The sequence below is a fragment of the uncultured Parolsenella sp. genome (assembly GCF_934660935.1).
Taxonomy (GTDB): domain Bacteria; phylum Actinomycetota; class Coriobacteriia; order Coriobacteriales; family Atopobiaceae; genus Parolsenella.
This window is the reverse complement of sequence record NZ_CAKUIH010000004.1, coordinates 103,737-130,021: the sequence shown is the minus strand read 5'-3', so window position 1 is coordinate 130,021 and position 26,285 is coordinate 103,737. Positions and strand designations below refer to the sequence as shown.

The following is a 26,285-nucleotide window of genomic DNA, read 5'->3' as shown; positions in this document are numbered from 1 at the left end:
ATATGACCCAGAGCCCGGAGCCCATCATCAACGAGGAGATCATTGCCGAGGAGGTGCAGGTTCGCCGCTTCGAGCGTAGGGATGCGCGTCAGGAGTTCACGTCTAACGGCATCATCGCCGCCGCCGTGATGGTGCTCGCCGCCATCCTCGCCGTCATCGTCGCGAACACGCCCGCCTATGAGGCGGTCCACCACTTCTTCGAGACGTCGATCGGCGTGTCCATCGGCGGCGTGAGCGCGAGCCTCACGCTCGAGGAGTTCGTGAACGACTTCCTGATGGCCATCTTCTTCCTTCTCGTGGGCATCGAACTCAAATATGAGATGACCGTGGGCCAGCTGCGCCGGCCGCGACAGGCGGCGCTTCCCATGCTCGCCGCTGTGGGCGGCGTGGCCGTGCCCTCGCTCATCTACCTCGCCCTGAACCTCGGAAAGGGTGGCGCGCCCCATGGCTGGGCCGTTCCGATGGCGACTGACATCGCCTTCGCTCTCGGCATCATGTCGCTGCTGGGCGACCGTGTGAAGCCAGCGACCAAGGTCTTCTTCTCGACCCTCGCGATCGCTGACGACATCCTCGCCATCATCGTAATCGCCGTCTTCTACGGGCAGACCCCGAGCATCCCGTGGCTTGCCGCGTCGCTTGGCTGCATCGTCGTGCTCGCGGCGCTGCACCGCATGCGTGCGTTCGCCGCTCGCTGGTACATTATCGTGGGCCTCGTCCTGTGGGTATGCATGTTCAACTCCGGTATCCACGCGACGCTCGCCGGTGTCATCCTGGCCCTGTTCCTGCCTGCCAAGTCCGATATTCGCCTCGACGCGCTGCGTGACTGGCTTGGCGACAAAGCAGACCTCCTCGAAGACGCCTATGACGAGGAGTCGCATGTCCTCGGCCAGCACGATTTCACGGAGAAGGCTCACAGCGTCGAGCGCGTGATGCATCGCGTTGCGCCGCCGCTGGTCCGCGTCGAGAGTGCCATCTCGACGTTCGTCAACTTCGGCATCCTCCCGCTGTTCGCCTTCGTGAACGCGCAGGTCTGCCTCGTGGGTGCCGATCCGGCGGCCATCCTCGCCGATCCTGTGACTCGCGGTGTCTTCCTGGGTGCGTTCCTGGGTAAGCCGATTGGCATCATCGGCGTTACCTTCCTGCTCGTGAAGATTGGCTTCGCCAAGCTGCCGAAGGGCGTCGACTGGAAGCAGATCATCGGCGTGGGCCTCATGGGTGGCCTTGGCTTCACGATGTCCATCCTTATCGCCGGCCTTGCGTTTGTGAGCGAGACCGAAGTGCTTGCGGCCAAGTGCGCCATTCTCGCGTGTTCTATCGCGAGCGCCGCCGTGGGCAGCGCCTTTATCCTTGCCGCGACCAAGAAGCCCGTCGAGCCTGAGGTCGACGAGGATTAAGTGGTACGAACATGTCGGACGGCTAAGCGCTTGATGACTTAGTTTGGTGTGCGGGCGGGTCTTCCAACCACGGAGGATCCGCCTTTTTTATGTGGCGTTCCTGTGTTGGCCGCGCTGACGGCCACCTTGCTTAAGGCGGGGCGAGCTGCCCTTGCCGGCGGCCACCTTGCTTATGGCGGGGCGAGTTGCCCTTGCCGGCGGCCGTGCCGTCCGTGACGTTGCCGCGTTGTCCGCGCCGGCGGCCATTCAGTTTGCGGAGGAGTCGCGTTGTCGCGCGACTTGAGACATTGGCGAAGTTTCGGCGTATATGGGCCGGCTAAGCATGTCGTCTGTTGCTTTCCGGTGATGCCCCCAAATTGTGGAGACAAATAAACACATATCGGGCGTCTATGTATGAGGAAGCGTGCTTCCACGGATTGCTGCAGTCTCCGTGACATTAAACAGTCGCATATTGACCGCCTATACGTGACGAAACGTGCCCCTTAGCCCGTTAGCAGAAACCGTGACGACTATTTGCGCAGTTAAAAAGGTAAACCTTCATAATTTATGTCAGAAAGTCGCCACGGATTAATCAGCGTGGGGTCGTTGCACCGTTTTGACATGCAAGCCGGTTTTAAGTGCGTAGAATCGCACAAGCAATCCTTCGTGAAGGCTGGCTGCGGTGCCGTCCTGAACGAAGCGCGCGTTTAGAGGCCTTAAACGTGCAGGATTGCGTGCCCGATCGCGTATGAAGGCTGGCGGGGAGGCAGCGGTGGCTAATCCTACATGCATAAAGCTCCCAAGCGTGCAAGATTGCGCGTCCGACCACTCGTGAACACTGGCTGTGTTGTCATGCCAGCTGACTCTGCACGCTTAGAGGCCTTAAGCGTGCAGAGTCGTAGTTGGCTATTCGCGGGCAGGCGGAGGTGGGCCGTAGCGATCAATATTACGCATGCTTAGAGACGCCGAGCGAACGGAATCGTGCCGCCTCAATCCATGGACTGCCTAAATACGGAAAGCGCTCGAACTTCAAGCGCCCGTATGGACTGCCTTAATTCGGCTAGCGCTCGAACTTCAGTCGCCCATTCCTGATGACTGCGCCGTTTGGCGCTGGAACCCCACCCATCATTGCCGAACTCTCACGCCTCATTGCGAGCCCTTCGGGGCTATTTGCTTTCGGCACGCCGTAGGCATCGAGCAGCTGACACAGCTTCTGACCGTCCCATGCGTCACTGAATGAGACGCGCATGACTTTTGCACCGACTGCTGTGAGCAACGCTTCTCGCTGGCGCTCTTTTGCAAAGACTCGTGCGAGGTCAAGACCTCCTGTCATCTCGGGATTTATGCGCTTTTCGATGCCGTCAACCTCGCAAATGATGATGGTCCCATCGAGGAGAATCCAAATTGCGTCAGCGCGGAAAGGATGTTTCTGGTCAAGCGGATTAGGTATCCAAATCTGAAGCCTAGGAAGAACATAGCCGTATCGGATGATTGTCGCGCGAGCGATTGACTCGCCGCCGCTTTCGCTCAGGGGATCGGCGCATTGTGCGATGCTGAGTGCCCGTTGGATTCCGGGTGTGCCCTTACCGAGATCGGACAGCTTGTCGCGCAGTTCGCTTCCCGACAGACCGAGGAGCCTGGCGGCTGAATCGGCGATTGAGAGGCCTTCGCGAAATCCGGAGTCGCAAAGGCACTCGAGGGTTGTCTCAAGAGGGGACGTTAGCGCTATTCCGCCAAACCATTCGATTTGACTGCGCCGGATTCGGTGGCGAACGACCTGCTTCGACTGTCTGCTGGATGATCCATTGAGATTTGCAACATGTATAGCGCCGTGCATGCGGTAGGGAACGTTGAGACCGTGGATGATAGCTGCGGAAACGTGGCAGAACACCCAGCTCGGATGAAGCATTGCGATGCCGAGTAAGATGGCGCGCTCCTGCTGCTCTGGTTTATAACTAAGGGAATTCCAGAAAGACGGGGATGCGTAGACTCCAGGATAAGGGGAGACGACCAGGCCTTTTTCGACTCTTCTAGAGAGGGCCGCTCGGTCATTTCGATTGCGAGGACCAAGGCACGAGCCCCGGCGTGATGCCTCGTCGAGTAGGGCGCCCAGGCGCGCGTCTGTTGCTTTATGTGTTCCCTTGCCCATAGGGCCTCCTTAAGACCGACTCATGCCTTTGCCATATGAAGAACTGTGCGTTGTGGTGAAAACGCGCCGTTCTGCCTTGCGGGGTGATGGCTGGATGTGCAAAGCGCACATTCAGACGCCGCGAAGGCGAATAGATACCAATACGAGGTGGACCTATTGTGCCTAGATTGAGGCGAATATTAAGTAAAAACACGTGAATGGTATCTATTCGTGGATAAGTGTATCTACCTGGAAAAACACAACATTCTTTGTTGTATTTCCGTTAGATTCTGTCAGAAATTGTCTGATTATTGTCATGTCATCTTAAATGGCTGGAGGCAGTAAAGAGCGGCGCGTCGCTGGCGCTTTGAAGGCTCGACGGCAGGATTGAAAACAGGTGTGAATCGAGGCTGTAAGCGTGTCGAGCTGAGATATGAGAGCCGTAGCGGTGTGAAGTGCCGGCAAACGAACACATATAGGGGCTGAATATGCGCCGATGTTTGGTATGCGTAATTGGGAGACAAACGTTGATGACAAATGAGCACATATGGCGAATGTATATGCGTCGGAATGCTGGTTAAGGGGGGCTCTGAGGAATCCGTGGCGGCTATTTACGCAGTTAAAAGCTGCCCTGGTCAATATAAGTGCTAAAAAGTCGCCAAGGATTTCGCGAACCTGGCCACAGTCGAAATAATGCATGCATAGACACGTTAACCGCGACGAATCGTGCTGCGTCCGGGTGGCGCGACGCTGGTTGGCTCGTGCGAGAGACAAGCGGGGGCTACGTTACTCCACGGTGCCGAAGCGCTGAGTCCAGCCGTGCGCGACGAGAGCGGAGTTGAGTTGGTCTGCGAGGCGGGGGCGCTCATAGACGCCGCTCGGTAGCATGCCGACGACCTCAAGCAGGTCATACGGGAGGTCAAATGTCTCCGCCATGACTTGAACGTCGAGGTTATCCACGAAGTGCTCGCTCATGAACAACGCATCAACGAAGCGTTGGAGCTCGCCGTACTCGTCAGAGTTTGGTATGTAGGGAGGCTTTTCCATGGGCACTATGGTAACAGCCGCGGATGCCATTCGCTCTCTCGTAACGCGCGCTTCACCACTTCGCGTTCCATAACGATTATTTCTCTCTATACTCGAATGAGCGTAAGCACAGCGCCAGCACGGATCATTTCAAGGGGGAATGCGCCGCTGCCTCCAGTGGTCGGATCGCGAGCGACTATCCCGCAAATGAGCGTCATGCGGATTGGGGTCGCATCCGGCGCATCGGCGTTGTGCGAGCTCAAGCGCTAGATCGGGCAGAACCAGGCGTCGACGAATGGAGACGAGCATGGCAAGTGTCTACGAGCAGATGACGAACGAAGAGCTTGACGAGCAAATCGCCCAACTCGAGGCGGAGGCGGAAAAGCTCCGCGCTCGCGGCCTCAAGCTCGATATGGCCCGCGGCAAGCCGAGCCCGGAGCAGGTCGACCTTTCTCGCCCCATGCTCGATGTGCTCAACTCGTCTACCGACCTCGTCGATGAGGGCGTAGATGCCGGTAACTATGGTTGTCCTGACGGCCTCCCCGCGGCTCGCCGTCTCATGGCGGATCTTCTTGGCGTCGACGCAGACAATCTCATCCTCGGGGGATCTTCGAGCCTGAACATCATGCACGACGTCATCGTCCATGGCTGGATCCACGGCGTTCGCGGCTGCGAGCCCCATGCGGTTCAGGCCGCCCGCGGCCCGCTCAAGTTCCTGTGCCCGTCGCCCGGCTATGATCGCCACTTCGCAGTCAGCGCTTCCGTGGGCTACACGAACGTGCCCATTCGCATGACGCCGGAGGGCCCCGACATGGACGAGGTCGTGCGCCTCGTCGAGAACGATCCGACGGTCAAGGGCATCTGGTGCGTCCCCAAGTACTCGAACCCCACGGGCATCACCTACTCGGATGAAGTCGTCCGCCGTTTCGCCGCCCTCAGGCCTGCCGCGCCGGACTTCCGCATCTTCTGGGACAACGCCTACGCGATCCACGATCTCAACGAGGAGCCGGACTACTTGCTCGATATCTTCGGCGCGGTCGCTGCGGAGGACCACGATAACCTCGTCTACGAGTTTGCCTCGACGAGTAAGGTAACCTTCCCGGGCAGCGGCATTGCCTGCGTCGTCGCCAGCCCCGCCGACATCGCCGACCTCCGCAAGACCTTCAACGTGGAGCGCGTCTGCTCTGACAAGCTCATGCAGCTTGCACACGTTCGTTGGTTTGGCGATGCGGATGGCGTCCGCGCTCATATGGTCGAGCACGCGAGGATTCTTGCCCCGCGCTTCGAGCTCGTGGACGAGAAGCTCGAGAGCGGTCTGGGCGACCTCGAGTGTGCCACCTGGTCTCACCCGCGTGGCGGCTACTTCGTTTCCTTCGATGGCCCCAAGGGCTCTGCGAAGAAGATTGTCGCCCTTGCCGAGGAGCTTGGCGTCAAGATGACGCCTGCAGGCGCTACCTGGCCTTATGGCAAGGACCCGGACGACACGAACATTCGTATTGCACCTTCGTATCCCAGCCTTGATGATCTCGGCGCCGCGCTTGACGTCTTCGTGACCTGTGTGCGACTCGTGTCGGCACGATTCGCTCGCGAGGCGCGCTAGACGGCTTCGGCGCGCGTGTGAGGTAGAATACGCAGAATGTGTGCGCCCAGGCCCCGGCCCGGGCGCACCTGCATCAAGGGGAATTGCCCGATAGTGGGCAGGAAGGACGCTCATCGATGGCATCGAAGCCAAAGAAGACAGACGAGGCTTCCACGCGCGTATCGACCGTCAAGGGCGAGGAAGCTGCGGGCAAGGGCCTAGGCACGACCGACCGCGGCCGTAGCCGCAGCGAGTCGCCCGCCGAGGATCAAGCTCCCGTGCGCACGGTGACGCCGTCGAACCGCCGTCCTGCCGTGATTGTTGGTGTCGTGCTCGTCTCCATCATTATGGTGGGTTCAATCCTGCTGCCGTCCCTTTCCGCCATCATCTCCGGCATCCAGAAGAGCAAGGCTTCTGCCGCGACTGCTACAACCGCGGCGGCCACCTCTGCCGCGACGACCGACGCCTCTACCTCTGACGCCGCGACGACCAACACTTATATGAATGACCTGGACGAGCACTACCAGTCCATCGTCTCCCCGCTCGAGGAGAAGCTCAAGGATTCTCCGGACGATAAGGCCGCCCTTATCAACCTTGCGAACAACTACCTGAACTGGGGTAGCACCGCCAGGAACTATGCCTCGACCGATGACGACCAAGCCCACATAAAGGAGCTGCTCACCACGGCTGAGGGCTACTACGATTCATACCTTAAGCTCGAGGACGCAAGCGCCGCGCGTGTGAACAGAGCGCTTTGCCAGTACTATCTTGGTGACCAGGCCGGTGCCATCAAGGCTCTTGAGGACTTCACCAAGAACGTGGGTGACTTTGCTCCGGCATGGACCAATCTGGGAATGATGTACCAGGAGACCGGAGAGACTGAAAAGGCCACGGACGCCTTCAACAAGGCGCTCGAGGTCGACCCTGACAACACCTATGGACTTCAGAGCTACGCAACGTCGCAGCTCCAGTCCCTTACCTCTGCCGCCACGACGTCGGCTGCGGAATAGGAAGGGGGAGGGCATGGACCTTTCCATCACAAGCGCCGAGAAGGTGGGCAAGACCCTCGTCACCGTTGTGGGCGAGGTTGACGTGTCGAACGCGGGCGAGCTCCGCGAGGCGGTGGATTCCGCGCTCGAGGCAGCTCCCGCGGAGGTCTCCGTCGATCTTGCGGAGGTCTCCTACATTGACTCGACCGGCATTGGCGTGCTCGTGGGCGCTGCCAATCGCGCGCAGGAGGCGGGAGTGGCCTTCTCCGTCGCTCATCCGCAGGCAAACGTCAAGCGTGTGCTCGGCCTTCTTGGCGTCGAGCGTCAGCTCAACGTGGAAGACTAATCACACCCATCGTTCTCGGGTCTAGACGCCCAAGGAGGCATTCGTGTTCGGCATCGGAGATCAAGAGCTCTTCCTCATCATCCTGTTCGCGTTCCTGTTGTTCGGGCCTGACAAGCTGCCCGGCATGGGGCGCACCATCGGCCGTGCCCTGCGCCAGTTCCGCACCGCGCAAGAGGGCGTGACCAAGGTCGTCCAGTCCGAGATCATCGACCCGATCCAGAACGTTGCCGAGACCTCGACTGGCAAGGCCGCCGCGAAGGCCAAGGCCGAGGACGAGGACATGACGGAGGAGGAGGTTGCAGCCGCCAAGCCGGCGGAGACCTTCGCCGAGCGCCGCGCCCGTCTCGCCGCCGAGAAGGCCGCTGCCGAGAAGGCCGCTACCTCTGCCGCTGACGCCGATGCTCCCGCCGAGGTCGCTCCCGAGACGCCTTCCGCCGAGGTCGAGCCTGCTCCCGAGCCCGAGCCTGCCCCCACCTCCGTCGAGGCCCTCTATGGCCTTGACGACGATGATGACGATGACCTTGACCTTGACCTTGATGACGGAAAGGACGCCTAAATGCCCGTCGGACCTGCAAGAATGCCGCTGCTCGACCACCTGAGCGAGCTGAGGCGGCGCCTCACCATCATCGTCGCGTGCGTGCTTGTGACCACCTGTGTCATCTACATGGCGTCCCCGACGCTCATCCAGCTGCTCATCGACCCGGTTCGCGAGTTCATGCCGGACGGGGGCAAGCTTTACGTGACCACCGCCCTTGGTGGCTTCACGCTGCGATTCAAGGTCGCGGCGTTCTTCGCCATCATCGCGTGCTGTCCGATCATCATCTTCCAGGTGCTCGGCTTCTTCATGCCGGCGCTTAAGCCGAGCGAGCAGAAGTGGGTCATGCCCACGGTCGCCGCTATGGTCTTCCTGTTCTTCTTCGGCATGGTGTTCTGCTACTTCATCATCCTGCAGGCGACCTTTGGCTGGATGCTCGACCAGACGGTCGACTTCGCGGCCATCTTCGCCAACGCCGAGGACTACATCAACATCATCATGCTCCTCGAGCTTGGCTTTGGTGCCGCCTTCGAGCTGCCACTGGTGATCTTCTACCTCTCGATCTTCCACCTTGTCCCGTATAAGGATCTGCGCGGCAACTGGCGTGCCATCTATGTCGGCCTGCTTATTGCCTCCGCCATGGTTACGCCCGACGCCAGCCCCGTCACGATGTTCCTTATGTTCGGAGCCGTCATCGTCCTGTACGAGGCCTCGCTCTTCGTCGCGCGTCGCGTCCTGATCGCGCGCGATGGCAAGGAGTCTCTCAAGTGGACGCGAGACGAGTACGCCGAGCACAAGTTCAACGAGGATTAACCCATGAAGCTCGTCATCACAGAGAAGAACGACGCCGCCGAGAAGATCGCCGCCCTGCTTTCTGAGGTCGGTAAGCCCAAGAAGGACAAGGTCTACGACACGCCTGTCTATCGCTTCCAGCGTGATGGCGAGGAGTGGGTGACGATTGGCCTGCGAGGCCACATCCTTGCTCCGGATTTCCCCGCTGAGCTCAAGTTCTCTGACGCCCAGGGCTGGTACGCCATCTCCCAGGAGGGAGAGGTGCTGCCGGCTGACGTTCCGGATGGCCTCGCGCGTCCGCCATTCAAGAAAAAGAAGCCCTTCCTCGAGGATGGCGTCGACATCAAGGGCTGGAAGGTCCCGAGCCTGCCCTATCTCGTCTGGGCCCCCGTCGAGAAGCTTCCGGCGGAGAAGGGCATCATTCGCGCCCTCAAAAACCTGGCCAAGAAGGCGGATTCCGTCGTCATCGGCACGGATTTTGACCGCGAGGGAGAGCTCATCGGGTCTGACGCCCTTTCGCAGGTGCTCGAGGTGAACCCTGACGTTCCCGTGACGCGCGCTCGCTATTCGGCCTATACGCGAGCGGAGATCGAGCACGCCTTCGCTAACCTTGTGGAGCTTGACCAGAACCTCGCTGACGCCGGCGAGTCCCGTCAGTACATCGACCTCATCTGGGGCGCCGCCCTCACGCGCTATCTCACGATGGCGCGCTTTGGCGGCTTTGGCAACGTCCGTAGCGCTGGTCGTGTGCAGACGCCTACGCTCGCCCTCGTGGTCGAGCGCGAGCGCGAGCGCCTCGCCTTCGTTCCGGAGGACTACTGGGTCATCAACGGCCAGGCTTCTGCTGTTGGTGCCTCGGAGGACGAGCGCTTCAAGATTTCCCATGCCAAGGGTCGCTTCTCGGTCGAGGCTGAGGCGACCGAGGCGTACGGTCACGTGCAGAACGCAACCACGGGTACCGTCACCTCGGTGACGAAGAAGAGCCGCACACAACGTCCGCCCGCGCCGTTCAACACGACGAGCCTTCAGGCTGCTGCCGCGTCCGAGGGCCTTTCTCCAGCGCGTACCATGCGCCTTGCCGAGAGCCTCTACATGGACGGCCTCATCTCGTATCCGCGCGTTGACAACACCGTCTATCCGCCGTCTCTCGACCTGAGGGCGACGGCAAAGATGCTCGCGGGCGTTCCGCAGTATGCGCCCTACGTGGCCAAGCTCACGGCGGCGCCTGAAATGCATGCAACGCGTGGCAAGCAGTTTGACACGGACCACCCACCCATCTATCCCACCGGCGTGGCTGACCCCGGCAAGCTCGAGCCTGCCGCGTGGAAGCTCTACAACCTCATCGCGCGCCGTTTCCTCGCGACGCTCTCTGATCCCGCGACCATCGAGGGAACCAAGCTTGCGATTGACGTTGCGGGCGAGCCCTTCCAGGCGAGCGGCGATGTCCTCAAGGACCCGGGCTTCCGCGCCATCTATCCCTTTGGTCTCAAGAAGGACGAGCAGCTTCCCGAGCTTTCGGAAGGTGACGCCGTCGATGTCTTCGGCATCAACCTCGAGGCCAAGCAGACGGAGCCTCCTGCGCGCTACAGCCAGGGCAAGCTCATCCAGGAGATGGAGAAGCGCGGCCTTGGCACCAAGTCGACGCGCGCGAGCATCATTGAGCGCCTCTATACGGTCAAGTACCTCAAGAACGATCCGGTTGAGCCGAGTCAGCTTGGCATGGCCATCATCGACGCCCTTCACGAGTTCGCTCCGCGCATCACGACACCGGACATGACGAGTGAGCTCGAGCAGGACATGACGAAGGTCGCCGAGGGCACCGACACCCAGAATCAGGTCGTCTACCACTCGCGCGCGCTGCTCGCCGGCATGCTCGACGCGCTTATCGAGCATAAGGATGACCTCGGCGAGGCGATTGCCGATGCCGTCACGGCGGATGCCCGCGTGGGCGCCTGCCCCAAGTGCGGCAAGGACCTCGTTATCAAGTCGAGCGCCAAGACCCGTGGCAGCTTCGTTGGCTGCATGGGCTGGCCGGACTGTGATGTCACCTACCCGCTGCCCTCCGGCGTGCGCTATGAGGCCATCGAGGGAGAGGGTGCCGTGTGTCCCGAGTGCGGCGCTCCGCGTATCAAGTGCAAGCCGTTCCGCGCCAAGGCGTATGAGATTTGCATCAACCCGAAGTGCCCCACCAACTACGAGCCTGACCTCAAGGTTGGCGAGTGCCGCGCCTGTGCCGAGGCCGGCCGCCATGGCGACCTCATCGCCCACAAGAGCGAGCGCACGGGCAAGCGCTTCATCCGTTGCACCAACTACGAGGAGTGCGGCACGAGCTATCCGCTCCCGGCTCGTGGCAAGCTCACCGCGACGGACGAAACGTGCCCCGAGTGCGGCGCGCCCATGATCATCGTCGAGACGGCGCGCGGTCCGTGGAAGAAGTGCGTGAACATGGACTGCCCCACGAACGAGCGCAAGACGCCCGCCCGTGGTCGCGGCGCGCGAGCCACGGAGACCAAGGCCGCGGCGAAGACCACGACCAAGGCTGCGAGTTCCAAGAAGGCGCCCGCAAAGAAGGCGACTGCCGAGAAGGCGTCTGCCAAGAAGGCATCCGCCAAAAAGACGACCAAGAGCGCGACTTCCTCGCGCAAGAAGACTAGTAAGGAATAACTGCATGTTCGAGGTGACACCGGTTCCTGAAGGCTTGGAGCGCGTTCGTTTCATCGCGTCTGACATGGACGGGTCCCTCCTCACGAACGCCTCCGTTCTCCCCGAAGGTTTCGAGGAGCGCGTTGACGCGCTCGCGAGCGTGGGGACGCTCTTCTCCGCCGCCAGCGGAAGGCCCCTCTATACTCTCGAGGACAATCTCGGCCACCTTGGTCACAAGATCATGCTGATTGGCGACAACGGTGGCGTTATCAGCCGAAATGGCAAGGTCATCTACCAGGCAGATCTTCCGGTGGAGGAGTACCGCCGCATGGCGCGCATCACGCATGAGAAGGGCGATGTGGGTCTCATCTGCGGCGTTGATGCCTGCTATGTCGAGCCTAACGCGAAGCCATACGAGGACTACTTTCGCACCTTCTACACGCGCGTGGTCTATGTGGACGACCTCACCCAGGTCGATGCTCCCGCCGATAAGTACACGGTCTACTTCCCGAACAACGATGCCTCCGAGCGCCAGGTGGAATATGCCGCGGCCATCGGCGGAGACTACACCTTCGCTTGCGGCGGCATCATGTGGCTCGATGTCATGCCCGAGGGCGTGAGCAAGGGTAACGCCATGCGCCGAATCTCCGAGCTCTGTGGCATCGGCCTTGACGAGATGCTCGCCTTTGGCGATGCCCCCAACGACGCGGACATGCTCGAGACCGTTGGCTTTGGCTACATGATGGCCAACGCCCAACCCTGCATGGCAAACCATGCGAGCCTCGTGGCGCCCAGCAACGAGGACTGCGGCGTGCTCCAGGTGATTGACCAGGTCGTTGCCGCAAAGCAGGCGATCTAGATGATGCGTGCGGAGACGGCGGCCGCCCGCCCTGGCGCGTTCGTGACCCTCGAAGGCGTTGATGGCGCGGGCAAGACCACGCAGGTGGTGCGCCTCGTCGAGCGCCTCGAGGCATGTGGCCGCGAGGTCGTCCGTCTACGCGAGCCGGGCGGTACCGCGATCTCCGAGAGGATCCGCGCCCTTCTGCTTGACCCCGGCAATTCCGAGATGGCCCCCGAGTGCGAGCTGCTGCTCTTCGAGGCTTCGCGTGCCCAGCTCGTGCGCGAGGTGATCGAGCCTGCGCTCGCGCGTGGTGCCGTCGTGGTGTGTGACCGCTTCTATGACTCGACCCATGCCTACCAGGCCGGCGGCCGCGGCTTCGATGATGCCCTCGTGCGCCGCGCGAACGAACTCGGCTGTTGTGGCGTCCATCCTGATGTGACGCTCGTCCTCGACATGGATCCAGGGCGAGCGTTCGAGCGCGCGGGTGCGCGGGGCGAGCATGATCGCATGGAGGCAGAGGGCCTCGCCTTACAGTGTCGCGTGCGCGAGGACTATCGCCAGCTTGCGGAAGCAGAGCCGGCACGTGTGCGACTCGTCGATGCGGATGGCGCGCCCGACGAGGTATATGCGCGCCTCGAGGAAACCCTGACGGCTGCCTTGCCAGGCCTATTTGAGGGCCTCGCGGCTCAGGAGAGCAATCATGACTAATGACGCTGGCAAGGACATCCCCGCCGCGTTCTCGCGCGTCGAGGGTCAGCCACGCGTGCGCGACTTCTTTGCCGCAGCCGTGCTCGAGCATCGCGTGGGCCATGCTTACCTCTTCCTGGGGGCCCCGGGCTCTGGCCAGCAGGAGGCGGCCATGGCGCTCGCGGAGTGCCTCGTCTGCCCCAAGGGCGGTTGCGACTCGTGCGACGAGTGCATTCGCGTGGCGCATCGCACGCACCCGGACGTCCACTGGCTCTCGCCTGAGGGCGCGAGCGGCTATGTGGTCGAGCAGGTGCGCCAGCTCATCGCAGACGTCTCGCTCGCCCCGGTGCGCGCCAACGCGAAGGTCTACATTCTCGACCGTGTCGACACGCTGCGCGAGGCTTCGGCGAATGCCCTGCTCAAGACTATCGAGGAGCCGCCAGAGGGAGTGGTCTTCATTCTCATGGCGCGTACGGCTGATGCCGTGCTGCCCACGATTTCGTCTCGCTGCCAGCTCGTGCCCTTCCGCGTGAGTGATCCCGCCGAGGCGGCTCGTCGCGTCGCCCTTACCTGCGGTGTGGCCGAGAACGACCCCGCCGCAAGGATTGCGCTTGCCGTGACGGGCACGCCCGAACGTGCCTGTGACTATCTACGCTCCCCGGCGCGTCGTGAGGCTCGTAGGCTCATGGTCCGCACGCTCGATGCCCTTGCCGCGGATGACTCGTGGGACGTGCTCTGTGCCGCTCGCGACCTTGCCGTCGCGGCCAAAGTCCCGCTCGATGATGTTCGCGCGGATCAGGAGCGTGCCGCTGAGGAGAGCGCAGACTACCTTTCCTCGAAAGCCCAGAAGCTTGTGGAGCAGCGTAACAAGCGCGAGCTTACCGCCCGCGAGCGTTCGGGTATCATTGAACTTCTAGCAGCAGCTGACTCGCTTTTGCGGGATGTCCTCATGCGCGTGAGCGGTGTGGACGCCCCCATCGTGAACGTCGACTGCGAGGACGTCGTCTCGCGTCTCTCCGCCCGCACCGATGTTGCGGGGGCCCTTCGCGCCCTCGATGCCGTGAGCCACGCGGAAAGTGACCTCGCCCACAACGTATCCCCCCAGCTGGCTCTTGAAGTCATGCTGTGCTCTTGCAAGGAGGCACTATGCCCACCGTCATTCCGGTGAAATTCGCTTATGCCACGCGCGACCTTTGGTTCGATCCCCGTGAGACCGGCGCGGTCGAGGGCGATCACGTCATCTGCTCGACCGAGCGCGGCACCGAGATGGGCCTCGCCACGGGCGATCCGATGGAGATAGACGAGGCGGAGCTCAACCGCAAGACCGACGGCGCGGCCCTGAAGCCCGTCGTTCGTATTGCGGGGGAGGAGGATTTCGTTCGCGCCGACGAACTTTCGGCGCGTGGCGACGCGGCTATGCCCACCTTCCGCAGGCTCGTCTCCAAGAGCGGTCTCGACATGAAGCCCGTCGGCGTCGAGTACATCTTTGGCGGAGAGAAGGTCGTCTGCTACTTCTCCGCGGATGAGCGAATCGACTTCCGCCAGCTCGTGCGCGATCTTTCGCGTGAGCTCCATGAGCGTGTTGACATGCGTCAGGTGGGCGTGCGTGAGGAGGCGGCGCTCGTCGGCGGCTTTGGCCACTGCGGCCAGGAGCTGTGCTGCGCGCGCTTTGGCTGCGGTTTCGAGCCCGTCTCGATTCGCATGGCCAAGGAGCAGGACCTTCCGCTGAACTCGAACAAGATCTCTGGTGCCTGCGGCCGCCTCATGTGCTGCCTGCGCTACGAGTTCGAGGCGTACCGTGACTTCAAGCAGCGCGCGCCCAAGAAGAACGCCGTCATCCAGACCCCGCTCGGTACCGCCAAGATCATTGAGTATGACACCCCGAAGGAACAGCTGGCGCTTCGCCTCGAGAACGGCAAGCAGATCCGCATCCCGCTCGCCGAGATGGAGACCTCGGACGCCGCGCGCAAGAAGAGCGAGGAGCTTGGCTGCCCCTGTCGTCCTGACACGGTTGTTCGTTCGACCATGGACCGCCTGGCGAGCCCCGAGGTTCGTGCCGCGCTTGAGGAGCTTGATCGCAAGAACGGCCTCCTGCCCGACCAGACCTTCTCCGAGGATGACCTCTTCGTGACGGAGGAGCGCGGTCGTCGCCGTCGCAACAAGGGTGGCAACAAGGGTGGCTCCGGCTCTGGTGCATCGCAGCAGGCGCCCGCCACGTCTGAGCAACCTGCCGAGACGAGCACGCGTAAGCGTCGTCGTCGCAAGACCGTCGAGATTTCCGGCGATGCCGCCGAGAAGCTTCCGGGTCAGGGCAACATGAACGAGGCCAAGCAGAGCGCCCCGGGTGAGGGCCGCAGGTCTCGTCGCCGTCGTCACCATGCCGAGGGCGAGGCTGCGGCTTCCAGCGAGGCACAACAGCAGCCGCGCGAGCAGAAGCCGCAACACCAGGATGCCACCGAGCAGGGTAATGCCGCCCCCAAGCGCCGTCGCCGCCGTCCCGGCGACAAGGGCGGTGCCGCCGCGGCCGATGCCGGCTCGCAGCAGCCGCGCCAGAAGCGCGTGCGCAAGCAGCAGCCCGGCCAGCCCGGGGACTCTCAGCAGCGTGAGGGCAAGCAGCGTAGCGGACAGGCTGGCGAGCCCCAGCAGTCCGGGGATGCTCCCAAGAAGCGTCGTCGCCGTCGTCACCGCAGTGGCGGCTCGTCCGAAGGCGGTGCCCCTACGGCCGAGTAGCTGGCGAATCTAACGTTATAGCGCGGCGGGCGTCGTACGGCCTCCAACTCGGTCGAGTAGCTAGCGGATTTACAGCGATAACGTCATCGCGGGTGGCGGGCGGCATGCCCGTCACCCGCGAGTTCTTTGCGCAGCAAAGCTGTCTGAGCGGGGGATGGGCATGCCGCCCGCACCCCCCCCACGCGATGCCCGGCGCGGTTGGACGCCTAAAGTTCGTTGGTGTCGAGCCAGATGGTGAAGGGGCCGTCGTTGACGAGGGAGACCTCCATCATCGCGCCAAAGATGCCGCGCCCGACGTGCTCGAGGCCAAGGTCTGCCTCTACGAGTTCGCAAAAGTGCTCGTAGAGGTTGTTGGCGAGCTCGGGCCCGGCGGCATCGGTGAAGGATGGCCTGCGTCCACGGCGGCAATTGGCATAGAGCGTGAACTGGCTCACGACGAGCGCCTCGCCCGCCACATCAGCTAGCGAGAGATTGGTCTTGCCGTCCTCGTCCTCGAAGATGCGCAGGCCAGAGATCTTGTCCCAGAGCTTTGCAGCCGTCGCCTCGTCATCATCATGACCAACGCCGAGGAGAATGAGCAAACCCTTGCCGCAACTCCCGACGCTCTCGCCGGAAACTGACACGTTCGCCTGTGTTACGCGCTGAATGAGAGCTCGCACTTCGTTGCCTTTCTCGGATGCCTGACAAGGGGATAGCTGTTCCTGACGGATATCTAACAAGTGGGCGGCTTCCCGACGGCCAGCCGACAGACGGGAAGCCGCCATCTGCAAATGCCTACAGGTTGTAGATGCCGGAGAACTTCTCCGTGAGGTAGCGAGTGTAGTGGGAGGCGTCGAATTTGCCGCCGCACGCAGCCTCGATAAGTGGCATGGGCTCGATGGCGCGTCCATGGCGCCAGATGCGCTCGCGCAGCCAATCGCGAATCGGGGCGAGGTCGCCGGCGCCAACGCTGCCTTCGAAATCGATGCCGCTCGTACGCATGGCGTCGAGTAGCTGAGCGCCATAGGCTCCTCCCAGCGCATAGGTGGGGAAGTAGCCGAAGTCTCCGCAGGACCAATGGACGTCCTGGAGGCAGCCGAGGGTGTCGGTGGGCACGTCTATGCCAAGATAGCTGCGGTAGCGCTCGTTCCAGAGGGTGGGGACATCCGCCGCGGTGGCTTCGCCGGCGATGAGGAGCTGTTCGATCTCATAGCGAATTACGATGTGGAGCGAGTAAGTGAGCTCGTCCGCCTCGGTGCGGACGAGGCTCGGCTCGGCGCGGTTGACGGCGAGATAGAGCTCGTGCGGCGTGACGTCGTCGAAGCGACCGGGGAAGCGCTTCCTTAGCGCCTCGAGCAATACGGGCGCGAAGGCCTCGCTCCTGCCCACGTAGTTCTCGAAGAAGCGGCTCTGGCTCTCATGGACGCCGCTCGAGATGCCTCCGTTGAGGATGCCGTGGTCATACGCGACGTCGACGTTCTGCTCATAGATGGCGTGACCGCCCTCGTGCAGCATCGAGAAGACGTTGCTCATGACGTCATTCTCGTAGACGTGCGTCGCGATGAAGGTGTGACGGCTGGAGACGGAGTCGCTAAAAGGGTGCTCGGTCTCGGCGAAGGTCATCGAATCGAGGTCGAGCCCCTCGATGCGGAGAAGGTCGCGAGAGAGCTCCATCTGCGTGTCGTGGTCGAAGTGCCCCTCGATGCAGGTGCGGCTGGGCTGCCACCCGCGTTCGCGAATCTCGGCGACGAGCGGAATGACGCAGCCCTTCACCTCGGTGAAGAAGGCATCGTAGAACTTGCGTGAGCTACCGTGCTCATATTCGTCGAGGAGGGTCTCGTAGGGATCCTGCTCGGGTGCGCGCATCAGGGCCATCTCGCGCCTGGCGGCAACGAGTCGGTCGAGGTAAGGGGCGAAGGAGCCCCAGTCATTCGCGACCTTGGCGCGGGTCCAGACCGCCTGGGCCTCGCTTGCGAGACGCGCGAAGTCTGCGGCGACATCCGCCGGCACGTCAACGGCGTCTGCGCGGTCGCGGGAGAGGACACGGACCTCGGCGGCGCGCGTCTCGTCGAGCTCGCCGGCGTCGGCGGCTTGCTGGAGGCGCTCGAGGAACTCGCCGGTCTTGGCGCAGCAGAGGTAGTCATGAGCCTCTTCCTCGAGCGTGGCCATGGCCTCCGCGCGGGCGGCGGTGGCGTTGGCGGGGTCGCTCGTCTCGCCGGCGAAGGCGATCGAGGTCTGAGCGTGGCGATGGGCGAAGAGGTGGCGCTGGAGCTTGTCGAGCGCGGCGAGATCCTGGGATATGGCGGGCATGCTTCCTCCTTGATTATGGTCCGGTATTTGAAGTGTAGCGCTGACATGGCTCCGCGGCCGGGCGCAGGGCGGTGAGCGCACGTAACGGACCTTGCGGCTCCTCCGGCGCACGATCCCGCACGCTTAAGGCCAGCATGTATGCCGAAGCGCCGCCGACCGCCCGGGCCCTGCCGGGCGCCCCCGGTGCGTTCGAGAAAGTCGATGGAGACGGGTAATTAAACGCTGCTCAAACCGTATGGCGCCTCCCTCCGCGTTGCATAATAAGAGGGCAATTCTCACGACGGCCGGGCTGCCAGCCGCAAGGGGCGCCCGCCAAGATCTTGGGAGAACAGACTATGAAGTACTTTGGTACTGACGGCTTCCGTGGCCGTGCTAACGAGGGCCTTACCGTCGACCACGCCTTTGCCATCGGCCGCTTCGTCGGTTGGTACTATGGCCTCCGCGAGGGTCGCAAGGCCAAGGTCGTTATCGGCAAGGACACGCGCCGTTCCAGCTACATGTTCGAGTATGCGCTTGGCGCTGGTCTTGTCGCCTCTGGCGCGGACGCCTACCTCCTCCACGTCACCACTACGCCTTCCGTGAGCTACGTTGTTCGCAGCGAGGACTTTGACTGCGGCATCATGATCACCGCCAGCCACAATCCCTATACGGACAACGGCATCAAGCTCATCAACTCCGGTGGCTACAAGATGGAGCCGGAGGTCCTCGAGATGGTCGAGGATTACATCGACGGCAAGACCGAGGTGCCCCTTGCCACCGGCGAGGACATCGGCCGCACGATCGACTACGTCGAGGGCCGTAACCGTTACATCGGCTTCCTCATCAGCTCCGCCAGCTTCTCCCTTCACGGTCTGCGCGTTGGCCTTGACTGCGCGAACGGTGCCTCCACGCCCATCGCCAAGGGCGTGTTCGACGCCCTGGGCGCCAAGACCTACGTCGTCTCCAACGAGCCCAACGGCTTTAACATCAACCGCGGCTGTGGCTCGACTCACATCGAGCAGCTTCAGAACCTCGTTGCCGAGAAGGGCCTCGACGTGGGCTTCGCCTATGACGGCGACGCGGACCGTTGCATCGCGGTCGACGAGCACGGCAACGTCGTCGACGGTGACCTCATCATGTACGCCTGCGGCACTTACATGGCAAAGAAGGGCCAGCTTGCGGATAACACCGTCGTCACCACGGTTATGAGCAACCTCGGCCTCTACAAGGCTTTCGAGCGCGCGGGCATTTCCTACGAGCAGACTGCCGTGGGCGACAAGTACGTTTCCGCCTGCATGAGCGAGCACGGCTACTCCCTCGGTGGCGAGCAGAGCGGCCACGTCATCTTCTCCAAGTACAGCGCCACGGGTGACGGCATCAACACGAGCCTGCGCATTCTCGAGGCCATGCTTGGTTCCAAGAAGACCCTCTCTGAGCTCACGGAGCCCGTCAAGATCTATCCGCAGCTGCTCAAGAACGTCGTCGTTGCGGATAAGAACGCCGTTATGGCGGACGAGCGCGTCAAGGCTGCCGTTGCCGGTGTCGAGACCGCCCTCGAGGGCGAGGGCCGCGCGCTGGTTCGTGCGAGTGGCACCGAGCCGATGGTGCGCGTCATGGTCGAAGCTGCGACGCCCGCCATCTGCGAGCAGTACGTCGACCAGGTGGTCAAGGTCATCGAGAGCCTCTAGGCTTGTGCGTCAGTAGGACCGTATGGCCGGTGCGTTCCAGGGGTGGAAAGCACCGGCCTTTTCTTTGAGAGGGTAGTTGAATGAGGCTCATTCTTGCAGATATCGACCGCACGATCATGCCTTTTGGCGATACCGTGGTGCCCGTCCGCGTACGCGAGGCGTTTAGGGCCGCTGTCGAGGCGGGCTGTGCCGTGGGCCCCTGCAGCGGGCGCGGCCGTGACTGGATCAGCATCTTGTTTGACGGGGACGAGCCCTGTTACCGCACGAACATCGCCACGAACGGCCTGCAGGTGAGCTATGGCGGCGAGCTCGTGCTCGAGCGCCATATCCCCGCCGAGCTGGTCGCGCACATGGCTGCCCTCACCGCTGAGGTGCCGCATGCGGGCCTCGTCTGGTTTGATGGTGCCGAGCCGAAGGTCGTCGCGGGTGATATGGAGGACCTTAAGGTCGCGTTCCCGCGCTATGGGGCGTGCGGCGTCTACGAGCCGCTGCCTGGTTATGACGTGGTCAAGGCGAACGCTTTCGTCGCGGGCGACGACGCGGCAACGCGCGAGCTCGCGGATCTTCTCACGAGGGAGATTCCGGAGCTTGACTTCGACGTGCCGCAGCGAGGCTTCGTCAACATCATGCCTGCGGGTTGGAACAAGGGAGCCGCGGTGCTTTGGCTCGCGGATTACCTGGGCGTGGCGCCGCAGGACGTCTTCGTCTTCGGTGACGCGGAGAATGACCTCTCGATGCTGCATGCGGTGGAGAACTCCGTTGCCGTGGCGAATGCCACGCCCGAGGCCGCCGCTGCCGCGCGGTGGCACATCGGCGCCTGCGAGGACTTCGCCGTCGCTGACGCCGTCGAGGCCCTCGCCTCCGGTGGCTTCCCCTTCACCGAGTAGCCGAAAGCTGACAAAGGGACTGTCCCTTTGTCAGCTCGACACCCACTGACCTGAAAAAGGGACTGTCCCTTTTTCAGGTTCTTTCTTACGTCCCCAGCTTGATATGTCAAGTGAGGCGCTATGGGGGAAGTTCGGGCGATCCGTTGGTGCCTGTACCCAAATAATGCGAGAGCATTTTCTGACAACAATAAAAGCGCAGGTAGACATATGCGCAAACGGTAACTCATGACCGAATGTCGGCTTAAAACGACTCGACCAAATGATTACCGCTCAGCGAACAAATAGATACCGTTCGGCAGCGGAAGCGGGCAATTTGGAACTTCTGTGATAGCTTAATATACGGAGTTGGAGGGAGAGAGGGACTCCCGCCGCTCTTGTTCGCTTCCGCTTTTGGTTGGCTCGCGGAGGGCCAACAGATGAATTGGCGTGGACGCGTACGTATTGTTTGGAAAGCAGTACAAATGAAAGGTAGGAGGGATACCGAATGATGAAGTATCTCCAGAAGCTCGGCAAAGCGCTGATGCTTCCCGTCGCGGCGCTACCCGTCGCTGGCATCCTCATGGGCGTTGGCTATCTGCTCGCCCCCGGCGTCATGGGCGTTCCTGGCGCTGAGACCGCTGGTGCGGCCTACACCGTTGGTTTCCTGCTCGTCAAGGCGGGCGGCGCTCTTATCGACAACATGGCTTGGCTCTTCGCCATCGGCGCAGCCGTGGGCCTGGCTGACGATCACGACGGCACCGCTGGCCTCGCTGGCCTCGTTGCCTTCCTGATGATCCAGCAGCTCCTCAACCCGGCTGTCGTCGGTACCGTTCGCGGCATGGACGCTGACGCTCAGGCTGCCTGGCTCCTTACCGCCGAGGGCATCGCCTTCTCCAAGATCGCTGGCAACTGCTTCATCGGCATCCTCTCCGCCGTCATCGGTGGCACCATGTACAACAAGTTCAAGGACACCCGTCTCCCGGATTGGCTGGCCTTCTTCTCCGGCAAGCGTTGCGTCGCCATCATGACCGCGCTCGTCTCCATCCTCACCTCTGTTGTCTTGCTCTTCGTGTGGCCCATCATCTTTGACGGCCTCGTCGCGCTTGGCAACGGCGTCGCCGCTATGGGTGGCATCGGCGCTGGCATCTACGCCTTCCTGAACCGCCTCCTCATCCCGACCGGCCTGCACCACGCCCTCAACAACGTCTTCTGGTTCGACACCATCGGCCTCGGCGATCTGTCCCACTTCTGGGCCGGCGACGTCATGGGCCAGAACGGTGCCAACTGGAGCGTCGGCATGTACATGTCCGGCTTCTTCCCCTGCATGATGTTCGGCATCCCGGGTGCTGCCCTCGCCATGGTCAAGACTGCCAAGGACAAGAAGGCCGCCATCGGTCTGGTTCTCTCTGCCGCCATCTGCGCCTTTGTCTGCGGCGTCACCGAGCCGTTCGAGTTCGGCTTCATGTTCCTCTGCTTCCCGCTCTACGTCGTGTACGCCGCCCTGTACGGCATCTTCACGATCGTCGTCTACTACGTGAACTTCCGCGCGGGCTTCTGCTTCTCCGCTGGTGCGACTGACCTGCTCTTCTCCGCGAGCCTGCCCGCCGCTTCCAACACCTGGATGATCATCCCGCTGGGCATCGCCGCCTTCGTGATCTTCTACGCGGTCTTCTACTTCGCCATCACGAAGTTCGACCTCAAGACCCCTGGCCGCGAGGATGTTTCCGAGGATGAGGTCAGCGTTGCTTCCGCCACCTCTGGCGACGACAAGTTCGCCGCTATCGCCGCTGGTGTCCTGGCTGCCGTGGGCGGCAAGGAGAACGTCAAGAACGTTGACTTCTGCGCCACGCGCCTCCGCTTCGAGGTCGTTGACTCCGCCAAGGTCGACGAGGCCGCCTGCAAGAAGGCCGGTGCCGTGGGCGTCATGATTCCTTCCAAGGAGTCCGCTCAGGTCATCATCGGCACGCAGGTCCAGGCCGTCTGCGACGAGCTCCAGAAGCTCATCTAAGACTGATGCCTGAGGCCGCAAGGCTGAAGTAACAGCACGAAGGGCCGTTCCCACTCCGCGGGGAACGGCCCTTTTCTTGTGCGCCATCACGATAAAGATGCTGGCAAGAGCACAAATCCGATGCGGCTCGCATTGGCGTACGAATCTAATCACACCCCGGCAAGCTGGAGTTCCTCGGCCCATGCCGCGTTACGCAGCCACAAGAAGAGGGCCCGCCGGCATTGAGTCGGCGGGCCCTCTGTACGAGTCAACGCGCTTTGCGCGGGCGTGCGCCCGCAGAATCGCGGAAGCTACTTCGTGACGTTCACCACGACATCGCCAACCTTGACGGTGCAGTTGGAGATGGGCGCGACCTCGGCGCACTCGGCGGTGTTGGTGATGATGACGAAGGTGGTGTCAGGGTGGCCCGCCTCGGCGATCTTCTCGCGCGAGAAGGTAAGGAGCTCCTGGCCGCAGGTGACGGTATCGCCCTGGGCAACCTTGAGATCGAAGCCGTCACCCTTCATCTCGACGGTGTCGATGCCCACGTGGACCATGACCTCAACGCCGTTATCGGCGATGATGCCCACGGCGTGCGGCATGACGACGGAGACCTTGCCGGAGATGGGGGAGATGACGGTCGAGCTCGTGGGGTTGATGGCACAGCCCTTGCCCATCATCTCGCTTCCAAAGACGGGCTCGTTGGTCTCAGAAAGCTGGACGAGCTCACCGTCGACGGGAGCGAGAATCTCAGTGATGTTGCCGGCCGGCTTGTCCTCGGTCTTCTTGAAGCGATCGAACAGTCCCATCGTGTCTCCGTTCGCTGGGGGGATAAAGATATACTTGATATTATAAGTTGGAAGCAGGAGATCATTGCGCTTGCGTCGGCATGCGGTATGATTCGTCGTTTAACTGAAACGGGAAGACAAGCAACTAGGCTTGTCTTCCCGTTCTGCGTCAAATCGTGTGTGAAAATGCGCCAGAGCCCTGCCAAGCTTGAATTCCGGTGTGGATGGCGAAGGCGCTATCTTAGCCGTCTACTTAACGACGCCCTTGCGGAGAAGGATGTTCGCGTAGGTGGCTTCCTCAGAGGTGGCCACGATGGCGTAGGTCTTGCGGGCGCGCTCGATGAAGGCGTCATGCTCCATGTGGGAGATCTTCACGTCGCCGGCGTGCTTCTTGATGATCTCGCGGTAGGTGGCCCAAATGGGAGGCTCCTCCGGAGTGGGCGATTCCATCATCGCGACGGGAGACTCGACGTAGTCATCGAGCGGCATGAGCGTGAGGATGGAGTCGAGCAGCTCGGGTACGCCGAGACCGATGCAGCGGACGAGCAGGTTGCCGCTCGAGGTGGCGGGATAGTTGCCGTCCGAGAGGACGATCTCGTCGCCGTGGCCCATCTCCATCAGGACCTTCAGCAGGTCGGGCGAGACGTTCTTGGGGATTCCGTTGAGCATGGGTTGTCCCTTCTGCCGCGCGAGCGGCATGTCCGTTGGTTGGCCGTCAATTGGCAGCTGGTTTAGTTGTAACCACTTTGGACGGGGCCTACGTCAACGCTTCGGTGGACGCGCGCGATGGTTCGCAGGCGCGGGGGCGAGACGGGGCGCCCTAGTCGAGCACACTGCGTGTGCCAGAGCGAGCGCGGGGGCGAGGCGGGACGCCTAGTCGAGTACGCTACGGGCACCAGAGCGATCGAGCGAGGAGAACTTCAGCTTGAAGTAATCCCAGCGCACATAGGAGAGCGCGTCCTCGACAACCTCGCCCGTGGCGAGCGTCGTGATCTTGTGCTCGCGAACGACGGGCGTGTCGCCCTCGAGCTTGAGCGCATCTGCCACCTCAATCGGCGCGGGGAAGATGATGTCATCCACCTCGACCGCGGCCTCGTCATTGAGCGAGATGCCGAAGTCCTCGCGGACCTTGCGGTAGATGGAGGAGTACTCCTGCGGCTCCGCGTCCTCCTTGATGAGGCGGCTCGCGATGTAGCTGCGCTGATAGACGATGGGAATGCCCTCGCAGCTACGGATGCGCATGATGCGCTGGTAGCCCTCCGTGGGACCGAGGTGCATAGAACGGCGGACCTCCGGGTCACCACCGCGCTCGAATGACAGGACCTCGACGGTCTCTCGTTCGGTGTAGCCCTTCCATGGCTCCATGTCCGTGAGCTCGACGAGGCGACGCTTGCGCGTGCGTGAGACGAACGTGCCCTTGCCCTGGCTGCGCACGAGGTAACCCATGTTCACGAGTTCGCGGATGGCGCGGACGATGGTGATGGAGCTCACGCCGTAGCGCTCGATGAGCTCTGACTCGCTGTAGAAGCGTTGGCCGTTCTCGAACTTCTTGCTCTCAATCTCCTTGCGGAGGTCTTCTTTGATGAGCTCGTACTTGGGCGTGCGCATGTCTCACCTGCCGTGGGGCTCAGCCTGTCGCAAAAGGCTGCCGTTTGCCGGGAAAATAGGATAAAAGCCGTGCTAGTGAATTACTATACTAAGTATATGACAGGCGTGAACAACAACTAAATCCCTCATCGTTGAACGGCTGCCAAATTCCGTTTATCCGTAGCTCTGCTCTACGCATTTTCGCGTGAGAAGGGATTGCAATGGCTTCGTATCTTATCAAAGCTGACAAGTTCTTCCTGCCCGGCGGAGTTGCCCTGGGCGGTTACCTCAAGGTCATCGACGGCAAGTTTGGCATGTGGACTCCTGCTGCGTCCGAGGGCGTCGAGATCCGTGACTTCACGGGCAGGTGGATCGCTCCCGGTATGGTAGACACGCACATCCACGGTTTCTTCGGCCACGCCACTATCGACGTCGATGCCGAGGGTATGGTCGAGGCGAGCGAGAACCTCGCGAAGTTTGGCACGACGAGCTGGTTACCCACCACCTTCACCGATGGCGTCGAGCATATCGGCGAGTGCTGCGCGGCGATTGCCGAGGCCGCCAAGTCTTGCCAACCTGGCTCTGGCCGTGCCCACATGCAGGGCATCTACCTCGAGGGGCCGTTCTTCACGATGAAACACGTGGGTGCCCAGAACCCGGCGTTTCTCGTCGATCCCAGCTATGAGGTCTTCGCCGCTTGGCAGGAGCGCGCCGGTGGCATGATCCGCAAGAGCGCGCTTGCTCCCGAGAGGGACGGTTCCGTCGACTACATTGCCGCGCTCGATGCCGAGGGCGTCGTGACCTGCATCGGGCACACGGATGCCACCTATGACGAGGCGCTCGCCGCCGTGAACGCTGGTGCGACCTGCTTCGTCCACACCTACAACGGCCAACGCGGCCTCCACCATCGCGACCCGGGCGTGGTGGGCTGCGCCATGTCGACGCCTGAGACCTATGCGGAGATCATCTGCGATGGCAAGCACGTGCGTACCGCCGCGATCGAGTCCCTGCTTCGCGCCAAGGGCTGGCAGCATACGGTGCTTATCACGGATTGCCTGGGCTGCGGTGGCCTTCCCGAGGGCAACTATATGAGCGGCGGCATGCCCGTCGTCCTCGCTGATGGCCTGTGCTACCTGCGCAATGAGGACGGCACGAGGGGCAACATTGCCGGTTCCGTGCTCACGCTCGCCAAGGGCGTGAAGAACATCGTGGATTGGGGCCTTGCGAGCGCTGACGAGGCGATTCGCATGGCGACGGAGGTCCCGGCTCGCTCCGCGCGCATCGACGACGTCTGCGGCTCGATCAAGCCTGGCCGCGACGCGGATTTCGTGGTCTTTGACCACGAGCTTAACCTTCGCGAGACGTTCCTCGCGGGCGAGTCCGTGGGAGCCCCGATCGAGTATTAGCGGCGATGCGGTAGCGCGGGCTGCAG

General features: G+C 62.2%; 22 protein-coding genes. 15 read left to right on the top strand and 7 right to left on the bottom strand.

Translation table 11 applies throughout. From position 1 onward, the window contains the following. Positions 1-2: 2 nt before the first annotated feature. Positions 3-1,394, top strand: a complete 1,392-nt coding sequence (nhaA, locus tag Q0H23_RS03255; RefSeq protein WP_293835634.1) for a Na+/H+ antiporter NhaA — start codon at positions 3-5, stop codon at positions 1,392-1,394. 1,039 nt (positions 1,395-2,433) lie between these two features. On the opposite strand, the gene Q0H23_RS03250 is transcribed toward nhaA, so the two are convergent. Together Q0H23_RS03250 and Q0H23_RS03245 are read right to left on the bottom strand one after the other, a co-directional pair. Next, complete coding sequence (locus Q0H23_RS03250; protein WP_293835632.1) at positions 2,434-3,522, bottom strand: hypothetical protein; 1,089 nt, start codon at positions 3,520-3,522, stop codon at positions 2,434-2,436. Between the two features lie 765 nt (positions 3,523-4,287). Then, entirely contained in the window at positions 4,288-4,578 is a 291-nt protein-coding gene (locus Q0H23_RS03245) for a hypothetical protein (RefSeq protein WP_293814307.1), read from the bottom strand. Between the two features lie 256 nt (positions 4,579-4,834). Between Q0H23_RS03245 and Q0H23_RS03240 the strand changes: the two genes are divergently transcribed. The 10 genes from Q0H23_RS03240 to ricT all read left to right on the top strand — a co-directional run bounded on the left by Q0H23_RS03240 (position 4,835) and on the right by ricT (position 15,669). After that, positions 4,835-6,127, top strand: a complete 1,293-nt coding sequence (locus Q0H23_RS03240; protein ID WP_293835629.1) for an aminotransferase class I/II-fold pyridoxal phosphate-dependent enzyme — start codon at positions 4,835-4,837, stop codon at positions 6,125-6,127. 116 nt (positions 6,128-6,243) lie between these two features. Then, positions 6,244-7,116, top strand: coding sequence for a tetratricopeptide repeat protein (locus tag Q0H23_RS03235; protein WP_293835626.1), 873 nt, complete (start codon positions 6,244-6,246; stop codon positions 7,114-7,116). A 13-nt stretch (positions 7,117-7,129) separates the two neighbouring features. After that, positions 7,130-7,441, top strand: coding sequence for an STAS domain-containing protein (locus Q0H23_RS03230; protein ID WP_293835624.1), 312 nt, complete (start codon positions 7,130-7,132; stop codon positions 7,439-7,441). Between the two features lie 43 nt (positions 7,442-7,484). Next, positions 7,485-7,997, top strand: coding sequence for a twin-arginine translocase TatA/TatE family subunit (locus Q0H23_RS03225; RefSeq protein WP_293835622.1), 513 nt, complete (start codon positions 7,485-7,487; stop codon positions 7,995-7,997). Beyond that, complete coding sequence (gene tatC, locus Q0H23_RS03220) at positions 7,998-8,789, top strand: twin-arginine translocase subunit TatC (protein WP_293835620.1); 792 nt, start codon at positions 7,998-8,000, stop codon at positions 8,787-8,789. Between the two features lie 3 nt (positions 8,790-8,792). Then, on the top strand, positions 8,793-11,432 hold the full coding sequence (locus Q0H23_RS03215) for a DNA topoisomerase I (RefSeq protein ID WP_293835617.1): 2,640 nt from the start codon (positions 8,793-8,795) through the stop codon (positions 11,430-11,432). Positions 11,433-11,436: 4 nt separating this feature from the next. Beyond that, positions 11,437-12,270 (top strand): HAD family hydrolase, encoded by an 834-nt coding sequence (locus Q0H23_RS03210; RefSeq protein WP_293835615.1) that lies wholly within the window; start codon positions 11,437-11,439, stop codon positions 12,268-12,270. Further along, a complete protein-coding gene (gene tmk / locus Q0H23_RS03205; protein ID WP_293835613.1) occupies positions 12,271-12,960 on the top strand; it encodes a dTMP kinase in 690 nt (229 codons plus the stop codon). Next, positions 12,953-14,107, top strand: coding sequence for a DNA polymerase III subunit delta' C-terminal domain-containing protein (locus Q0H23_RS03200; RefSeq protein WP_293835611.1), 1,155 nt, complete (start codon positions 12,953-12,955; stop codon positions 14,105-14,107). Before tmk ends, Q0H23_RS03200 begins: the two co-directional genes overlap by 8 nt. After that, positions 14,086-15,669 carry a regulatory iron-sulfur-containing complex subunit RicT gene (gene ricT / locus Q0H23_RS03195; RefSeq protein WP_293835608.1) on the top strand — a complete coding sequence of 528 codons (1,584 nt, stop codon included), beginning with the start codon at positions 14,086-14,088 and terminating at the stop codon, positions 15,667-15,669. The genes Q0H23_RS03200 and ricT overlap by 22 nt, the downstream gene beginning before the upstream one ends. Positions 15,670-15,875: 206 nt before the next feature. Here ricT and dtd read toward each other — a convergent pair whose 3' ends face one another. Together dtd and Q0H23_RS03185 are read right to left on the bottom strand one after the other, a co-directional pair. Beyond that, positions 15,876-16,328, bottom strand: coding sequence for a D-aminoacyl-tRNA deacylase (gene dtd / locus Q0H23_RS03190; RefSeq protein ID WP_293835605.1), 453 nt, complete (start codon positions 16,326-16,328; stop codon positions 15,876-15,878). A gap of 115 nt (positions 16,329-16,443) precedes the next feature. Beyond that, positions 16,444-17,958, bottom strand: coding sequence for a carboxypeptidase M32 (locus tag Q0H23_RS03185; RefSeq protein WP_293835602.1), 1,515 nt, complete (start codon positions 17,956-17,958; stop codon positions 16,444-16,446). A 335-nt stretch (positions 17,959-18,293) separates the two neighbouring features. On the opposite strand from Q0H23_RS03185, the gene glmM reads away from it, so the two are divergent. The 3 genes from glmM (at position 18,294) to Q0H23_RS03170 (ending at position 22,499) form a co-directional block, all read left to right on the top strand. Then, positions 18,294-19,625 carry a phosphoglucosamine mutase gene (gene glmM, locus Q0H23_RS03180; RefSeq protein WP_293835599.1) on the top strand — a complete coding sequence of 444 codons (1,332 nt, stop codon included), beginning with the start codon at positions 18,294-18,296 and terminating at the stop codon, positions 19,623-19,625. A gap of 80 nt (positions 19,626-19,705) precedes the next feature. Beyond that, positions 19,706-20,512: an HAD family hydrolase gene (locus Q0H23_RS03175; RefSeq protein WP_293835597.1), complete on the top strand. Its 807-nt coding sequence runs from the start codon at positions 19,706-19,708 to the stop codon at positions 20,510-20,512. A 484-nt stretch (positions 20,513-20,996) separates the two neighbouring features. Then, a complete protein-coding gene (locus tag Q0H23_RS03170; protein WP_293835595.1) occupies positions 20,997-22,499 on the top strand; it encodes a PTS transporter subunit EIIC in 1,503 nt (500 codons plus the stop codon). 290 nt (positions 22,500-22,789) lie between these two features. Here Q0H23_RS03170 and Q0H23_RS03165 read toward each other — a convergent pair whose 3' ends face one another. The 3 genes from Q0H23_RS03165 to Q0H23_RS03155 all read right to left on the bottom strand — a co-directional run bounded on the left by Q0H23_RS03165 (position 22,790) and on the right by Q0H23_RS03155 (position 24,874). After that, a complete protein-coding gene (locus tag Q0H23_RS03165; RefSeq protein ID WP_293835593.1) occupies positions 22,790-23,287 on the bottom strand; it encodes a PTS glucose transporter subunit IIA in 498 nt (165 codons plus the stop codon). Positions 23,288-23,515: 228 nt separating this feature from the next. Then, on the bottom strand, positions 23,516-23,935 hold the full coding sequence (locus Q0H23_RS03160) for an RbsD/FucU domain-containing protein (protein WP_293814290.1): 420 nt from the start codon (positions 23,933-23,935) through the stop codon (positions 23,516-23,518). A gap of 204 nt (positions 23,936-24,139) precedes the next feature. Next, a complete protein-coding gene (locus tag Q0H23_RS03155; protein WP_293835589.1) occupies positions 24,140-24,874 on the bottom strand; it encodes a GntR family transcriptional regulator in 735 nt (244 codons plus the stop codon). A 200-nt stretch (positions 24,875-25,074) separates the two neighbouring features. Here Q0H23_RS03155 and nagA point away from each other — a divergent pair, with 200 nt between their 5' ends. Further along, positions 25,075-26,259, top strand: a complete 1,185-nt coding sequence (gene nagA / locus Q0H23_RS03150; RefSeq protein ID WP_293835586.1) for an N-acetylglucosamine-6-phosphate deacetylase — start codon at positions 25,075-25,077, stop codon at positions 26,257-26,259. The last annotated feature ends 26 nt before the right edge of the window (positions 26,260-26,285 follow it).

Bases quoted from the DNA above. Each gene is read 5' to 3' on its own strand.
- Q0H23_RS03235 (WP_293835626.1), top strand. From the start codon at position 6,244: ATGGCATCGAAGCCAAAGAAGACAGACGAGGCTTCCACGCGCGTATCG.
- nhaA (WP_293835634.1), top strand. From the start codon at position 3: ATGACCCAGAGCCCGGAGCCCATCATCAACGAGGAGATCATTGCCGAG.
- Q0H23_RS03215 (WP_293835617.1), top strand. From the start codon at position 8,793: ATGAAGCTCGTCATCACAGAGAAGAACGACGCCGCCGAGAAGATCGCC.
- ricT (WP_293835608.1), top strand. From the start codon at position 14,086: ATGCCCACCGTCATTCCGGTGAAATTCGCTTATGCCACGCGCGACCTT.
- nagA (WP_293835586.1), top strand. From the start codon at position 25,075: ATGGCTTCGTATCTTATCAAAGCTGACAAGTTCTTCCTGCCCGGCGGA.
- Q0H23_RS03240 (WP_293835629.1), top strand. From the start codon at position 4,835: ATGGCAAGTGTCTACGAGCAGATGACGAACGAAGAGCTTGACGAGCAA.
- glmM (WP_293835599.1), top strand. From the start codon at position 18,294: ATGAAGTACTTTGGTACTGACGGCTTCCGTGGCCGTGCTAACGAGGGC.
- Q0H23_RS03160 (WP_293814290.1), bottom strand. From the start codon at position 23,935: ATGCTCAACGGAATCCCCAAGAACGTCTCGCCCGACCTGCTGAAGGTC.
- Q0H23_RS03210 (WP_293835615.1), top strand. From the start codon at position 11,437: ATGTTCGAGGTGACACCGGTTCCTGAAGGCTTGGAGCGCGTTCGTTTC.
- Q0H23_RS03170 (WP_293835595.1), top strand. From the start codon at position 20,997: ATGATGAAGTATCTCCAGAAGCTCGGCAAAGCGCTGATGCTTCCCGTC.
- tmk (WP_293835613.1), top strand. From the start codon at position 12,271: ATGATGCGTGCGGAGACGGCGGCCGCCCGCCCTGGCGCGTTCGTGACC.
- Q0H23_RS03230 (WP_293835624.1), top strand. From the start codon at position 7,130: ATGGACCTTTCCATCACAAGCGCCGAGAAGGTGGGCAAGACCCTCGTC.
- Q0H23_RS03245 (WP_293814307.1), bottom strand. From the start codon at position 4,578: ATGGCATCCGCGGCTGTTACCATAGTGCCCATGGAAAAGCCTCCCTAC.
- Q0H23_RS03175 (WP_293835597.1), top strand. From the start codon at position 19,706: ATGAGGCTCATTCTTGCAGATATCGACCGCACGATCATGCCTTTTGGC.
- Q0H23_RS03165 (WP_293835593.1), bottom strand. From the start codon at position 23,287: ATGGGACTGTTCGATCGCTTCAAGAAGACCGAGGACAAGCCGGCCGGC.
- Q0H23_RS03155 (WP_293835589.1), bottom strand. From the start codon at position 24,874: ATGCGCACGCCCAAGTACGAGCTCATCAAAGAAGACCTCCGCAAGGAG.
- Q0H23_RS03250 (WP_293835632.1), bottom strand. From the start codon at position 3,522: ATGGGCAAGGGAACACATAAAGCAACAGACGCGCGCCTGGGCGCCCTA.
- Q0H23_RS03185 (WP_293835602.1), bottom strand. From the start codon at position 17,958: ATGCCCGCCATATCCCAGGATCTCGCCGCGCTCGACAAGCTCCAGCGC.
- tatC (WP_293835620.1), top strand. From the start codon at position 7,998: ATGCCCGTCGGACCTGCAAGAATGCCGCTGCTCGACCACCTGAGCGAG.
- Q0H23_RS03200 (WP_293835611.1), top strand. From the start codon at position 12,953: ATGACTAATGACGCTGGCAAGGACATCCCCGCCGCGTTCTCGCGCGTC.